Origin of the sequence: Verrucomicrobium sp. GAS474 (assembly GCF_900105685.1) — a bacterium.
Lineage (GTDB): Bacteria > Verrucomicrobiota > Verrucomicrobiia > Methylacidiphilales > GAS474 > GAS474.
Window position 1 is genome coordinate 3464691 of the sequence record NZ_LT629781.1, and the last position, 14805, is coordinate 3479495.

The following is a 14805-nucleotide window of genomic DNA, read 5'->3' on the forward strand; positions in this document are numbered from 1 at the left end:
TGTTATAGTCTTCGTTGAAGCGCGAGCCTGCCTCTCGAAAACTTGACGCTTTGCCGTTTCGAGGCTTCAATGAGGCCGCGCAAAAGGGCGCATCCCGGTCCGCGGAAAGGACGTTGTCCACTTGACGAAGAAGCAGCGCCGTTCAACCTTTGTGCGGCCTGACGGCGGACCCCAGGCACCACGCATGGAGGTCTTATGTCCGGATCGCAGCCCGATTTCCCTCGTCCCAGCGGTTCCCCTACACGGCAATTGCCGCCCCGTCCCAACCTCGATTTCTACAGGAACGAGGCCAAATCTCTGCTGAAGGCCCACGCGACGGGAGCCCCCGAAGCTCTGGCGCGTTTTGTCTCCCTACGAGGAGCGAAGGAGGAGCCGCCCGCGCTGAATGACGCGCAATGGGTGATCGCCCGGGAACATGGCTTCAAGAATTGGGCTGAATTCAAGGAGGCGGTCCTTTCCAGAACCCGGACGGAGGGAGGTATGCTGTTTCGCGTCGTCGATCCTGAAACGGGAGAGCCGATTGTCGGTGCTGTTCTTTCCATCGAGGCAAGTCCTGCGGCGAAAAACCAACTCAAGACCGGGGCCGACGGGACGGCGGTGGTGCCTCCCCTCGCTTCTGGCTCTCAGTATCTGAGCATCCGGGTCGTCCATTCGGAGCGGGTGCCGCGCCTGGTTTCCTGGAGCTGGAATCGACAGACAGCGCGATTGCCCGAGACCTTTGTCCTAACAATGGAACGGCGGCGGACGATCGGGGGCGTGGTCCGAAATCGCCGGGGAGAGCCGGTCGGCCATGCCCGGGTGGTCCTGATTCTGCGAGGTTCCTCCGGGGACCGCGAGGGCGCGCAGGTCTTCAATGATCTGTGGGAGCGGGAGGCGGTGACCGATGCGGAAGGACGCTGGACTTTCTCCGAGGCTCCGTCCGATCTCATCCGCATGAGTGTAGCCGTCGCCCACCCAGAGTATGTCCGGGAACGAATCGACCCGCTCCCTCCTGCCGAGGCGTTCCGCGCCAGAGAGGCGGTGCTGATCGTGAGGGACGGCTCCGTCTGTGAGGGAACGGTTATCGATGCGGCGGGAGTTCCCTTGAACGGGGTCGAGGTCTTTTTCGGGGAGGCGGGGTCCGATTCGGTGACGCGGCCTTCGACGATCACCGATGTGGCGGGGCGGTTTCGCTTCGGAGCCCTTTCCCTCGAAGGAGGCCGGGACCGGCCGATTCTGACCTTCATTGCGCCGGGATATGCGCCCGAGTTGATCGAGCTTTTCATCGATGTCCCTTCGGTGCCGCTGCGGGTGGTCCTTTCCGAGGGGACGCCGATTCGAGGGCGGATTGTCGATGCCGAGGGGAAGCCGGTGGCCGGGGTTCACCTTGGGCCGCATAGTTGGCGCGGACATCGCTCGCTGCGAAACTGGTTTGCCGATTCGGATGAGAACGGTGAGTTCGTCTGGGAACATGGGCCGGACGATTCCGTCTGGTGCCTTCTCGTTCACGAGGACTTCGAGGTCCAGATGGGAGAGTTGCGGGTTCAGGCCGATCCGCTGGTCTTTCGCATGCGGCGACCTCTTCGCGTGGAAGGGAGCGTCGTCGACGCGCGGACGGGGCTGCCGATTCCGATCTTCACGTTGCTGGCAGGGAAAGAGTTCGGGGGACAGACGGTGCCATTTTGGAATGATCCCCGCCTTCGCCGCCCTGTCGAGTATCGGGAGGGAAGGTATCTCCATCACTTCGGACGATACGACTTCTTGAGCGTGGGTCATGGCGGGGGACCAGGGGAAGAGCCGTTTCAACGGATTCGGATCGAGGCGAATGGGTATCTTCCCTCCGTTTCCCGGCGCATTGCGCGTGGAGAAGGGAATGTCGTGATCGACTTTCCATTGTCGCCCATTGCCGATGTTTCTGGAACGGTGGTTTCGCCCGAAGGGAAGCCTGTTGAAGGCGCACGGTTGACCGTGGTCGGGACCGGAGGTGTCGCCACGATCCGAGCGGGAAGGGTTATCCAGGAGGATGAGCATTGGACCGTAGAGACAGACGAGAAAGGGAGCTACGACTTTCCTGCGCAGGAAGCGAACTTTCCAGTCGTCGTTCTCCATCCCGATATCGGTTATCTCGTAACGACCAGCGAAGAAGTGCTGGGGACTTCCGTGCTCCGACTCCAGGCGTGGGCCGGTGTCCGAGTTAAGACCTCTCCTTTACCTGTCGGCAGCCATATCTCACTCTTTTTTCCCGATGAAAAAGGTCCAACGGCCCTACCGGCGATCTTGCTTGAAAAGCAGGCTACGGCGGAAGAGGGGGGCCTTTTCTTCGGCCATTTGCGGGCCGGTTTGGCTCAGATGGCGGTAGCGGGGTTGGCTTGGGGCCACATGCCGTTTATCGAGGTGGTCGAGGGCTCAGTGACGGAGATCGACCTGCGGGGGAGAGGTGAAGGATCGATCTGCGGTAGGCTGACGCTCCCCGGCGACATGTCGCGTTTCGAGCCTCTGGCGATCCAAGGACGGTTGATGCCGTGCTTTTCGGGGGCTGCCTTCACTGGGGCTTTCGAGATCGATCCCGATGGAGTGTTCCATGTTGATGGCGTGGCTCCCGGCAAGTACCGCCTTGTGATTCACTTCCGTTCGCCACGACCGGCCACGGCAGAGGGGATGCCTGTTTATATCGCGACGACCGAGTTCACTCTCGGCGAGGAAACGAAGCGGCTCGACCTAGGAACGATGCAGCCCGAATTAAAGATAGCAACAGTGAGCAAGCCACCAATCCCTTAAGCAGGATTGTTAAAGAGAGAGTTTTCGCCACGAAGAGGACAGAAAAGCTGGTGCCACCTAGACGCGCTGCTCTGGATGATTCCAGAGTTCCCCTGATTACTCCCCCTTAGAGAGGAGTCTTTCCCTCAGAGAGAGAAAAAGTTGCCGCGCTAGGACTCGAACCTAGTTGCCCTCAGAGTAAAAACGCATTTACCAAATTTTTGGGCTCTTTTTTGGGCATTAAAAGAAAGATGCAGTACTCTTTCCCGAAAAGCCCGAATTCGCAGATCAGGGCATCACTACTTCAAACGACTTTCCGGTAATCCCGCGGTAAACCGTGCGGGCAAGGATGCCTGCTCCCTCCTGATTCGGATGGAGTTTGTCGGGGAAAAGCGCTCCCTTGTCGCCAGTGACCGCATGGTTGTCGATTTCTGGCAGACCCGTTTCCGTCGCGACTTGGTCGATGAGGGGCAAGAGCTGCTCAAGGCCCTCTTCCGTGTCTCCCCCGCTGTCTGCTCGAAAGATGAAGGGAGGACGACAGAGGAAGATACGTGGCTTCGTGTCGAGTTTTTGGAAAAGAGCGATCAACGCCTTGTAGTCGCCGACGAAATCGCCCTTGAGCTTGAGGTATTCTTGTTTCGTGTCGTTCGTCCCGAGCTGGATGACCACGACATCGGGCTTGAAGGCAAGGGCCTTGTTCAACGCGCCGGTCTTCCAATAGGGAGCCAGGGTATTCTTGAGAAGAGTCTTGCCGGAACTGCCGAAATTCCCGACTTCCCAACCTTCCCCCAGTAATTTTCCAAGCTGGGCCGGATACGATTGGGCCGTGGAAGGCAGTCCGTAACCCGCCGTGATGCTGTCCCCAACGCAGGCAACGCGAATCCGCTTGGGTGCTTCGATGGGATCTCCGGAAGCGGCCGCTTTTCTTCGCTTTTCTCCGCCCCGCTTCCCGACGGAGGGAGGGATTTCTCTTCCTTGGTCGATGTCGAATCGGTGGAAGCGGGCGAGGAGGACGACTCCGGCGGGGATGTCGAGACGAGAGAAATTCCCTGCTCGTTCAGCCAGCGAGCCACGGCGTCGAGCCAGCCGACGGGAGAAGAAGGCCTTCCCCATCCGAAGCCATGGCCACCTTTCGGATACTCCTGAAGCGTCGAGGGAACTCCCGCCTTCTGCAAGGCGGCGAGCATGAGGTTCCCATTCCCGGGGTCGACCGACTTGTCATCGACGGCCCGGACGATCAGCGTGGGCGGCGTCCGGGAGGTCACCTGGGTCTCGTTCGAGAGCGATGCCACCAGCACCGGATCGGGAGAGGGACCCAGGAGGTTCGCCTTCGAACCCGCATGGGCGACGCCGTCCGTCATCGAGATCACCGGATAAACCAACACGGCGAAGTCGGGACGGCAATCGATGCGCTCCACCGGATCGGCCGACGCGGGATCACCTCCGTCGTAATGGGTTTCCAGCGTCGATGCCAAGTGACCTCCGGCCGAGAATCCCATGATCCCGACGCGCTGCGGACTGAAATGCCATTCCTCGGCATGACTGCGGACGAGGCGCAGCGCGCGCTGGGCGTCCTGCAAGGGGGCGGGATGCCGGTAGCCCTCCCCCGGCAATCGGTACCGCAACACGGCGGCGGCCACGCCGTGCGCTTGCCACCACCGAGCCACATTCGTCCCCTCGGTCTCCATCGAAAGATGGGCATAGGCTCCGCCCGGGCAGATGACGACGGCTCCGGAGGCGTCGCCCTCCGGAAGGAAGACGAGGAGGTACGGCTTATCGACCTCGCCTTCCCCATGGCTTCCCGGCGCGGGGCCGTCGTACAGGGCGATCTTCTGCTGGGCGCCCGCCGCGCAGAGCCCCCCCAGCATCACCCCCAGAACAAGAGCCCCTAGGAACGCCGTTTTCAAGGATTGGAAGCCGTCGGCGCCGGTGCCGAAGCCGCTTCCGCGATGGGGGGAGCGACACTGACGGCGGCACCCTTGTCCGAGAAGAACGACGCCAGAGGATTGTCGGCAAGGCCCTTGAGGCCCATCACGACCGACTCGGCGTTGATCTCCGCCCCGGCGGCGTTGGTGTGGGTGTGCTCGTCGGCGAAGAGGGTGTCGACCTTCTCCTTCCCCATCGCGTTGTAGCGGTCGGCGATGATCCCGTTGAGATCGATGAAGAGACCCCCGGCGGCTTTGGCCGCGTCCTGGGCCCAGGCCCCGTAATCGGTGGAATGGCCGATCTTGCCTTCGCTTCCCCACAGCTTGCGGGGAATCAGGGAGCAGACGATAGGCGTCGCACCCTTCGCCTTGGTGTCGGAGACATACTGACGCATATACCAGCCATAGGAATGGACGACGACTTCCTGCTGGTTCTTGGGGTTCACGGCATTCACCGTGTCGTCTCCTCCCCCCTTGAGGGTGGCGCGGTCTCCGCGCTTCGGATCGCTCGGGGAGCCGCCGTCATTGTGGCCGAACTGGACGAGGAGGAAGTCGCCCGCCTTCATCTTGGAGAGGACAGCCGCCCACCGGCCTTCCTCGATGTAGGAACGGCTGCTTCGCCCGCCAATCGCCATATTGACGACGTTGATCTTCTTGAGGTCGAAATAGGAGACCAAGGGCTCGCCCCAGCCGACGTGCCCGGCATTGCCGTTCTCGACCGTCGAATCGCCGACAATGAAGAGGGTCGGGAGAGAAGGATCAACCTGCCGCTTGGTCGGAGTCGGTTCCTTCTCGACGGGATTGATCTCATTCTGGGCCAGTACCGAGGAAAGGGCGAGGAAGGGCAGGAAGAACAGGAGCGTTTTTTTCATAGGGGAGTGAGGTTAGATTTCGGGCGGCCGGTAGCCGGAAGGCCCGCCCAAGGCGACGAAACGGCGATAGAGGAAGAGGCCTGCGATCACGGCAAGGATCGTCATCGCGACGCTGACGTGGAAGGTGTGGACGTAACCGTGCCCCGTCCGGTCGAGAAGCAATCCGAGCGCCGGGGCGAACCCGAATTGGACGAGGCTGAAGAGAGCGCTGGTGACGGAGACCATCTCGGAGAACTTCGACCTCGGCAAAAGACGCTGCCCCAAGGATGCCGCGGCGGTCATGGCCACTCCGGAAAGGACGCCATGAACGACCAGCGCCACGCCGAACGACGTGGCATCGTGGACGTAAAGAGGGCAGATCGCCATCGCCGCGGCATAGAGAACGAGCCCCGCGATGGTCACGCGCAGGGGATGGAAACGATCGGCCAAGGCGCCCAGGGGATAGGCCAGGAGCAAGGAAATGCCGAAGGTCAGGGCGATGCATTTCCCATAGGAGTCCATGCTCATGCCGACACTGTCCGCATAGAAGAGGGAAAAGAGATTGAACGCGAGCGGAGAAAGGCAGATGAGCACCACCGTCGCGAAGTAGAGTCGGTAATAGCCGAGCCCGAAATTTTCCCGACAGTATCCCGCCAAGCCGCCGCCCTCGGTCGCAGCCGGAGACTCCGGAGGCGGAGGATAGCCTCCCTCCTTCACGCGCAGGCACATCATCGTGAGGCCGACGCCGTAGAGGACGGCGACGGCCAGGAGGATCCCGATGTAATGGGTCTTCGCCATGCCCATCATTCCGTAATTGAAGACGATCCCCGCGCCGAGGCTGAAGGCGCGAACGAGCCCCATGACCCGCCCCATGACCTCTTGCGGAACGACGTCGTTCAACAGGCCCTGATAGATCGGCGTCAACGTGACGCAGCACATCTCGAAGAAAAACCAGAAGGTGCCCAGCATACCGAGCGAGCACGCCCCGAGCCCCGGCGAGCGACTCCCCAGGAGTACGTGAAGCGACGCTCCCAACTGGGAGCAGAACGCCATCCCGACCATGGTGAGGACGATGAAGGGGGTCGTCCCCAGAAGAAACGGAATGCGGCGTCCGAGTCGGGAGCGGTAACGGTCCGACCAATACCCCATGATCGGCCCGACGGTGAGGCCGAGCAGGGACGGCAGCGAGGAGTAAAGGATGCCGACCGTCGTGTCGGAAGCTCCGAAACGCTTGAAGAGGAGTTGGACGATCGGCACCACGGCGCGGTCGCGGAGGGAAAGGGCGAAATCCCCCCACAGCAGCCAAGCCAGGAGAACTGCCAAACCAGCGCTCCCGTACGCCAGCGTTCCCACCCTCCATTGACGGGGCTGCGACGGTGCCGGGTTCGGCTCGTCGGGAACAATGACGGAGGACTCCATACTCGATTTCGCTCTGAACGGCTCAATTTCCGGCCGGCTTTTCGACCGACTGGGAGAGACTGGGCGGGATGCCGAGGCTCGACGGCGCGTCGGGCTTGGCCGGATCGAAGGTTCCGATTCCCTCACGCAGAAAGGGCGCGAGGGCAGGAACCTGCGCCCGGATTCCCTCGACGATGCACCGGGCCAATTCGTAGGCGCCGTAGGCGTTGTGGTGAGTATTGTCGGCCAGGGGCTTGTCCTGGCCCGGGAAGGTGTTCGCCGGATAATGGACGAAGGCCTGCTTCGACGGCTCCGGCCCGAGCGCCTTGTAAAAGACCATGCTCATCGCATTGAGATCGATCACCGGCACATTCATCTCCTGCCCCACCTGCCTCACCGCGTCGGCATAGGCTCCCAGGCTGGGCTGGAATTCGTCCCCCTTCCAGAGCCGCCGCTCCATCGAGGTGACGAGGACCGGCAGCCCTTCCTTCGCTCGGACCGCCTCGACATAGCGCTTGAGATCGGCGGTGTAGGTCGTCGCTGCTCCGGCTCCTGGACGCTTGTCCTTCTGGTCGTTATGGCCGAACTGAATGAAGAGGTAGTCCCCCTTTTTCATCGTCGCGAGGATCTTCTGGAGACGCTTCTGTGACTCAAAACTGAACAGGGCGAGCCCCGAGTGCGCCTGATTCGAGACGGCGATGCCGGGCTGAAGGAAAGACGGCAGCATCATGCCCCAGCCCGACCACGGCTCGTTCGGCTGGTCGGTGACGGTCGAATCTCCCGCGATGAAGAGCGTGACAGCGGAGGGTGCCTCGGAAATCTCAACCGAGGCGATGCAGGGACGCTTCCCGTTGAATTCGAGCGTCAGCTTGTCGTCCCAGTCGGGCGTCCCTTTTTCCCGGGCATCGATGGCGGCCTCGCCGCCGCCGGGAATGGCAGGCGTGCGGACATTGAGCGTGAAGGTGCGGGACTCGATCTGCCCTGCCGTCGTGGGAGTCTCCGCCAGAAGAAGGCGGCGCGCCTCGGCCTTGATCGCCGTCGAGGCCGCCTCGGCCGGATCGCCGAAGGTAACCTTCACGTCGTAGTTCCCTTCGGGCAGGTCGACGGCGAAGACGAAGGGCGAGGACGCCGTGCAGAAGCTGCCACGGGAGCCCTCGGTCTTGCGGTCGACGCCCGAAACCTCCGACGCGTCGAGGAAGCCGTAGCCCACCTCCTTCGAGTACGTCGATGTCGCCAAAACCTGCACATGCCCGTCCTGAGCCGGGGCGGGACCGAAATCAAATTTCCACTCCTTGGCAGCGGAAGAAGCGATCGGAAAGAACGCCAGAAGGGCAAAGAAGGCCAGGCGGGACAACATGGGACGGAAAAAGATAAGGTTGCGCCCTTTTCGGACCGAAATGTAGATGAAGAAGTCGTTGCCGACAGCGCAGCAAACACGGCAAACACACTAAACAATCGTGGCGTGAGAGTCAATTTATTTACATTTTTTTACTGCAATTTATTGCAATTACAATTACACTCCCCCTCACCCGGCCACTGCGCGGACGAGCATCATTCCGCCGAGTCGCCGAACGAAAACGAGACCTTCACACCGCAATGAATCCCCTCCCCCTCTTCACATGGCTCCTCGTGGGAGCACTCTCCCCGCTGATCGCCCATGCCGCCGACGCCCCCCTTGCCGACGCATTCAAGGATTCCGACACGGGAGCCCAAATCGTCCACCTCTCCAAAAGCCTCGATCCCGCCGCCGGCGTCATCTACTTCACCCAGGCCAGCACCACCCCGGACAGCCGCTACACCCTCGTCCGCCATCTCGATCCCGGCTCCGGCCATACGGCAGGGCTGATGTACCGCTACGACTTCAAGACCGGCGAACTGCGCAAGCTCACCGACCTGATGACAAAGAACCAGGTTCTGGCACCCGCCTCCGGCAACCTCTATTTCACCGGCGACAACGACCACGCGATCTACGTCACGAACCTTCTCGATTTCAAGACCAGGAAAGTCGCCGACATCCCCGCCGAGTTCGTCTGCACCGGAGGGCTGGCGGTCAATGCCGACGAGACTCTCGTCGTCGGGACCGGAGGCCTCGCCAAGGAACATCAGAACGACAAGCCGCTCACCACGCCGCCGAATCAAAGCAAGGCCTTCAACGACATCCTCGAGCGCCATGAAACCAACCTACTCCTGGCCGCCGACATCAAGACGGGGAAGGTCACCGAACTCCACCGGATCGACACCTGGCTCGGCCACGTCCAGTTCTCGCCCACCGATCCGAAGCTCCTGATGTACTGCCACGAAGGCAACTGGGCCAAGGTCGACCGCATCTGGCTCCTCCGCATCGGCGACGGCTCGCAGCCGCAGCTCGTCCTCAAGCGCACCGAGGAGAACGAGATCGCCGGCCACGAATTCTGGTCGAGCGACGGCACCACCGTCTGGTACGACCACCTCTACCGCAACACGCCCGACAAGCATTTCCTCGAAGGCAAGAACATCGCCACCGGGGAAATCACCCGCTACCCGATCGTCCCCCCCTTCGGCTCGATCCATTACACGAACTCTCCCGACGGGAAATTCTTCGTCTGCGACGGGGGGACCAATAAGACGAACCCCGCCTTGCAGGCCATGTACATCCTCGTCCCCGAAAAGGGAGCCCTTCGTCCCATCAAGCTCTGCACCATGGCCGCCAACGACTACAAGGCCGCCGAGCCCAATCCCCACCTCACCCCGGACCAGCGCTGGGTGACGTTCACCGCGACCTTCTCGGGCAAGCCGCAAGCCTACGCCGTCGAGATGCCGAAAGAGTTCCGGCGCTAACGCCCCTCCCGACTGGGGAAGAGGACCCCTCTTCCCGGCAGGATGCCTTATTCCAGCTCGATCACGGCCACGTCGCTCGCCTTCAGCAAAACGGCCTTCCCGCTCTTCCGTCCGGAGATCAAATCGGTTCCTTTCAGGCGTCCCAGCGGAAGGCGCACGGCCTTGCCATTGTGATTCAGGAGGAAGAGGAACCGCTTTCCCCCGCCCTCCCGAAGCGTGACCTCGACCCCCTTCGGAGCCTTGATCGGCGCCGCCAACTTCAGTCCGCGGGAGAGGTCGTCAAGGAGGACGCCGAGAGAAGAGTCGTCGAGAACCGTGCCGACGTAGAACGCCTGTCCCTTGCCCAGGGCATGCCGCGTCACGGCAGGTTTCCCCTTCAGGTAGCCTTCCTCGAAGGTCGCCAAAGCCTTGGCCCCCTTCAGGTGGATCACCTCGCTCCAGCGCGATCCCGAAAGGGCCTTCGCACCCAGGCGGACCTTTCGGGTCTCGGACGGGCCGAGCGGCCACCATTCCTCGATCCAGAGACCAAGAGTCTCCCGCAAATGGCCGGGATAGCCGCCAGGGACGATCCGCTCGTTCTCGTCAACGATGCCCGAGAAGCATGTGGCAAGGAACGTTCCTCCTTCTCGGACATAGCGGTCGAGATGCTTGGCGTCCTTCCCCCGCAGGAGGTAGAGCGTGGGAGCGACGACAAGACTGTAGCCGGAGAGATCGCTCTGGGGTGTGACGAAGTCGACCGCGATATTCCGCTCATAGAAGTAGCGGTGGACCGGTTCGATCGCGGCGAGGTAATTGAACTCCGTCGGCTTCGAAGGAAGCTCCAGCGCCCACCACGTCTCCCAATCGACGACGATTGCCGCCCGGCTCCGGACGAGAGTGCCCGCCACCGGCTCCAGCTTCTTCAGCTCGGCCCCCAGCTCGCGGACTTCCTGGAAGACCCGCGTCTTCTCGGGATCGGGGCTGTGGGGAACCATCGATCCGTGGTATTTCTCGGCCCCCGAAGCCGCCTGCCGCCATTGGAAGAACATGACCCCGTCGGCGCCGCGCGCGACCGACTGGTGGCTCCAGAGACGCATCGTCCCGACCGGCTTGGCGACGTTGACCGGCCTCCAGTTCACGTGCGAGGTCACCTGCTCCATCAATACGAACGGACGGCCCGGCTTGAGCGAGCGGGTCAGGTCGTGGCCTCGCGCCCCGATCAGCTCCCCGTAGTCGAGAGGATCGGGGTAGCTGTCCCAACTCACGAAATCGAGTTCCTTGGCCCACTCGAAGTAATCGAGGGGCTTGAAGAAACTCATCAGGTTCGTCGTGATCGGGAGATCGGGCGTCGCCTTGCGCAGGATGGCACACTCCATCTTGGCGATCTTCAGGAAGGCCGCGTTGGTGAAGCGGTGGAAGTCGAGCGTCTGAGCCGGATTGGAAAACATCGGCGTCTTGCGGGGCGGCTGGACGTCCTCCCAGGCCGAGTAGTGCTGGCTCCAGAACGCCGTCCCCCACGCCGCGTTGAGCGCGTCTAAGGTGTGATAGCGCTCCTTCAGCCAGAGACGGAACGCCTTCGCCGAGGCCTCGCCGTAACACATGTTCATGTGGCAGGCGTACTCGTTGTTGAGATGCCACGCGGCGAGGGCCGGATGCTTTGCGTAGCGGGCGGCAATTTTCTTCACCAGCGCCTCGGCGAAGCGCAGGTACGTCGGGCTGCTCGGCGAGAAATGCTGCCGCGATCCATGGGAATAGACGTGCCCGTCGACGTCGACGGCGAGGAGATCGGGATAGCGGGACATCCACGGGGGCGGCGAGGCCGTCGCCGTGGCGAGGTCGGCCCAGATCCCGTTCTCGCCGAGGAGATACATCAGGCGGTCGAGCCATCCGAAGTCGAAGGTCTTCTCGGTCGGCTGAAGCTTCGCCCAGGAAAAGATGCCGATGCTCACGAAGTTCACCCCCGCAAGGCGCATCAGCCGCATGTCCTCCTTCCAGACGCTCTCAGGCCACTGCTCCGGGTTGTAGTCCCCGCCGTAGAGAATCTGGCCGGTCTTCGCGAGAATCGTGTTCTTGTTCATTTCAGGAAAGGAGGATCATGAAAAAGCGCCGTCCCTCACGCAAGGAAGCGGGGGGACGACGCAGTGGGAATGGGAGTCGTCTCGACTCCATCGTGGAGAGCAAACAGGGATCCCTCAAGCTCAAGCGGCGAACCGGAACCGCTTCCGGGCCGCGAAGAGCAACGCCGCGGAGCCGAACATCAGGAGGGAGACCGTCCCCGGCTCAGGAACGGCGGCCAGCGTCAGATCAATATCACCCGCCCCGTCGTAAACAAAGGTAGCCGTATAGCCGCCATTGGTGAGGACCCATGTGCTCTCCGTCCCGGGATCAGAGGCAAGACCAGTGATGATATTATCGTAGGTGCCGGCCGCCAACGTTCCCAAAAGGGTCACTGAGAGAGCCGAGGCGAATGCATTCGTCTGCGAGTTCGTCGGTGCCGCGGCGAGAGCGAGCGTCGTATGACTAAGGTCAGAATTGACGACGAACTCCAGCGTCGATCCCGAAAGCATCTTCAGACCACCCAGGAGAGAAAGCGTCGTCCCCGTCGTCGTAGAATCGGCTCCCGCCTGAAGAATGGCCCCGCTGGCCACTGAAACTAGACCCTGGGTGCCCGTTCCCGGACTGATGGTTCCCGTTCCCCGGAAAGTCCCTCCGGTGACATTTATGAAGCTCGACGCAATACTGCCGCTCAGCGTAAGGGCCCCGGAGGAAATGCTCGTCGAGCGGGTATAGACATTGGCTCCCGCCATCGTGACATTCGCCCCCTGGACCGTCCAACCCCAGTTGGAACCGGTCGTGATGTTTGCGTTGAGGACGATATTGCCTCCACCCGTCAAGACCAGGGTACCTTGAGTCGTCCCGCTCGTGCTGATGGTTCCGCTATCGAAGGTGAGCGTTCGGCCTGTGGCAACATTCCACGTCTGCGTGATGGCAGCGGTTGCGGCAATGAGCTTGTAGGAAGCTCCCGTCCCCATCGCGAATTCCAAGTTCCCTCCCGCCTGGCTCATATCGATCATGTAATAGGCAGTGGAGCCGTAAGCGGAGTAGAATGTGTTGGGAGTGGCCTTGATCGAGATCGAGGCACCGCTAGAGAGCGACAGCGTCAGATTCTCAGCCAAGTTGTCGACGATATTGCCGTAGGTGAGGGAAGCTTCGGTCGAAATGGAGAGATTCGTGGGAGACCCTGCCGCGAGGTAGGAACTGTTGTCACTGAAGACCAGCGAATTGCCGCTGCTACCGAGAGTCGCCGTATCAGCTGGTGCCGAGGCACTGCCGTTGACCCAATCCGCAAGCCCATGAAGGACGTTCGTCGTCCCCGCTCCATTGTAATAATAGACGTCGGCCGAAAACGCCCTTGTCCCGAACATCAAGACTAAGGCGACCAGAACGCGGGCGGCGATTCCCAAGTTTGCTTGTTTCATAAGACGATCCGTTTTCCTGCGTATTGAGTTATCGCGTTGTCCTCCCCCCCAAAAAACATGCTGCGGAGCAGAGGATTTGCGGTTGAACCATCTCAAGAATCTCAAAAGCCGCTAATCATGTAAATACAATTTTATAATTTCTCAGCAAATTTTTGCAAAATATCTTCTGAATGGATTTCGATTTAAAAGAGTAATAATAAAAAATTGAGCATTTTCACCTATGTCTTATTTTATATTTGTATTTTATGCAAAATATTGCAAAATAATGAACAACCCCCGGAGAATCTCCTCCACTATTCCCTTATGATTCGTTTCGGACTGATCGGCGTCGGCGGCATCGGTTCCTATCATCGGGCCTCCATCGAGCGCCTCGAAAAGGCCGGAAAGGGCCGCTTGATCGCCGTGGCCGAGCCCTCTCCCCTCCCTGAGCAGAAGACCGCCCTGGAGGCTCTCGGCATCCGCTGGTATTCGGATTACCGTTCCCTCCTCGACGAGGAGACCGAGCTCGACGCGGTGACGATCGCCACGCCGATCCCCTTCCACTATGAGATGGCCTCGGCCTGCATTCATCGCGGGCTCTGGGTGAATCTGGAGAAACCGCCCGTCCCCCTCGTCCAGCAGCTCCGCTCTCTCGTGGCCGCCGACACGGAACGCCGGGTCTCCGTGGGCTTCCAATATATCGGGTCAACCTGCATGCAGGAGCTCAAGCGCCGGATCGTCGCGGGGGACTTTGGAAGGATTCAGGAAATCCATGCGGGAGGTTGCTGGCCCCGCCTCGACGGCTATTACAACCGCTCCCCTTGGGCCGGGCGGATGATCCGCGACGGAAACCCGATCTTCGACGGCCCGGCGACCAATGCGCTGGCCCACCTCGTCCACAACGTGATGTTCCTGGCGGGCGCGACGGAATCCGATTTCGACGTTCCCTCGGAAGTCGAGGGCGAGATGTATCGGGCGCGCCCCATCGAGAGCTACGACACCGCCTGCCTGAGGGGGAAGTTCGGCCGCAGCGGCATCCGCTTCGCCTTGGCCGTGACCCACGCCACCGAGCAATGCCTCCCCTTCCGGATCGACGTGCGCGGATCGAAGGGCTGGGCCCGGCTCGGCAACGACGGTGCCACGCTCGAGACCAACCTGGGCCCCGGCCTGAACCGTCCCGAGACGACCCAGGAACTCCTCGACCGCAACTACGACGCCTTCGTCGACGTGCTGCGCGGGGATCGCGACCATTTCGAGACGCGGCTCCAGGATACCCTGGGCTACGTCTCCGCCACGAACGGCATGCTCCTCTCCTCCGGGGGCATCCACGACATCTCCCGCGCCCATATCCGGCACTACACGAAGGAAGAGCAGACGGGCTTCTCCGTCGCCTTCCTGCACGAGGCCGTGAAGCACACCCTTCTCAACGGAAAGCTCTTCTCGGAGCAGGGCATCCCCTGGGCCACGGCGAAGCCGCGCCCCGTCCGTCTCGCGGAACTCACCCATTTGCTCCTCGATGGGGACTTGACGGCGCGGACCGATGCGCACCCCGTCCAGGTGGCCGCCTAAGACGGTCCGCTTCAAACGGATCGGCGATAGCGCAGACCGACTCTTTCCGATACGCTAAAAGAGAAGCGGCAA

At 61.5% G+C, this 14805-nt stretch carries 10 protein-coding genes and 1 pseudogene; 4 read left to right on the forward strand and 7 right to left on the reverse strand.

All coding sequences use genetic code 11. The annotated features are described in order from the left end of the window. Positions 1 to 195: 195 nt before the first annotated feature. On the forward strand, positions 196 to 2757 hold the full coding sequence (locus BLU04_RS14760; RefSeq protein ID WP_157895382.1) for a carboxypeptidase regulatory-like domain-containing protein: 2562 nt from the start codon (positions 196 to 198) through the stop codon (positions 2755 to 2757). Between the two features lie 267 nt (positions 2758 to 3024). Here the strand turns inward: BLU04_RS14760 and BLU04_RS14765 are convergent, their stop codons facing one another. The 5 genes and pseudogenes from BLU04_RS14765 to BLU04_RS14785 form a co-directional block, all read right to left on the reverse strand. After that, complete coding sequence (locus tag BLU04_RS14765; RefSeq protein WP_093287717.1) at positions 3025 to 3849, reverse strand: GDSL-type esterase/lipase family protein; 825 nt, start codon at positions 3847 to 3849, stop codon at positions 3025 to 3027. Next, positions 3801 to 4604, reverse strand: a pseudogene (locus BLU04_RS14770) (alpha/beta hydrolase); the annotation flags it as partial. The pseudogene BLU04_RS14770 and the gene BLU04_RS14765, both read right to left, overlap by 49 nt. A 35-nt stretch (positions 4605 to 4639) precedes the next feature. Beyond that, positions 4640 to 5533 carry a rhamnogalacturonan acetylesterase gene (locus BLU04_RS14775; RefSeq protein WP_093287719.1) on the reverse strand — a complete coding sequence of 298 codons (894 nt, stop codon included), beginning with the start codon at positions 5531 to 5533 and terminating at the stop codon, positions 4640 to 4642. A 12-nt stretch (positions 5534 to 5545) separates the two neighbouring features. Continuing rightward, a complete protein-coding gene (locus tag BLU04_RS14780) occupies positions 5546 to 6835 on the reverse strand; it encodes an MFS transporter (RefSeq protein WP_162274696.1) in 1290 nt (429 codons plus the stop codon). A 118-nt stretch (positions 6836 to 6953) separates the two neighbouring features. Next, positions 6954 to 8147, reverse strand: coding sequence for a rhamnogalacturonan acetylesterase (locus BLU04_RS14785; protein WP_157895384.1), 1194 nt, complete (start codon positions 8145 to 8147; stop codon positions 6954 to 6956). A 9-nt stretch (positions 8148 to 8156) separates the two neighbouring features. On the opposite strand from BLU04_RS14785, the gene BLU04_RS16645 reads away from it, so the two are divergent. Both BLU04_RS16645 and BLU04_RS14790 read left to right on the forward strand, forming a co-directional pair. After that, on the forward strand, positions 8157 to 8510 hold the full coding sequence (locus BLU04_RS16645) for a hypothetical protein (protein WP_157895385.1): 354 nt from the start codon (positions 8157 to 8159) through the stop codon (positions 8508 to 8510). Continuing rightward, positions 8507 to 9727 carry an oligogalacturonate lyase family protein gene (locus tag BLU04_RS14790; protein ID WP_093287727.1) on the forward strand — a complete coding sequence of 407 codons (1221 nt, stop codon included), beginning with the start codon at positions 8507 to 8509 and terminating at the stop codon, positions 9725 to 9727. The genes BLU04_RS16645 and BLU04_RS14790 overlap by 4 nt, the downstream gene beginning before the upstream one ends. Before the next feature lie 47 nt (positions 9728 to 9774). Here BLU04_RS14790 and BLU04_RS14795 read toward each other — a convergent pair whose 3' ends face one another. Together BLU04_RS14795 and BLU04_RS14800 are read right to left on the reverse strand one after the other, a co-directional pair. Continuing rightward, a complete protein-coding gene (locus tag BLU04_RS14795) occupies positions 9775 to 11784 on the reverse strand; it encodes a beta-galactosidase (protein ID WP_093287730.1) in 2010 nt (669 codons plus the stop codon). A 120-nt stretch (positions 11785 to 11904) separates the two neighbouring features. Next, complete coding sequence (locus BLU04_RS14800; RefSeq protein ID WP_093287732.1) at positions 11905 to 13185, reverse strand: PEP-CTERM sorting domain-containing protein; 1281 nt, start codon at positions 13183 to 13185, stop codon at positions 11905 to 11907. Positions 13186 to 13488: 303 nt separating this feature from the next. Here BLU04_RS14800 and BLU04_RS14805 point away from each other — a divergent pair, with 303 nt between their 5' ends. After that, entirely contained in the window at positions 13489 to 14733 is a 1245-nt protein-coding gene (locus tag BLU04_RS14805) for a Gfo/Idh/MocA family oxidoreductase (RefSeq protein ID WP_093287735.1), read from the forward strand. Positions 14734 to 14805 lie beyond the last annotated feature (72 nt).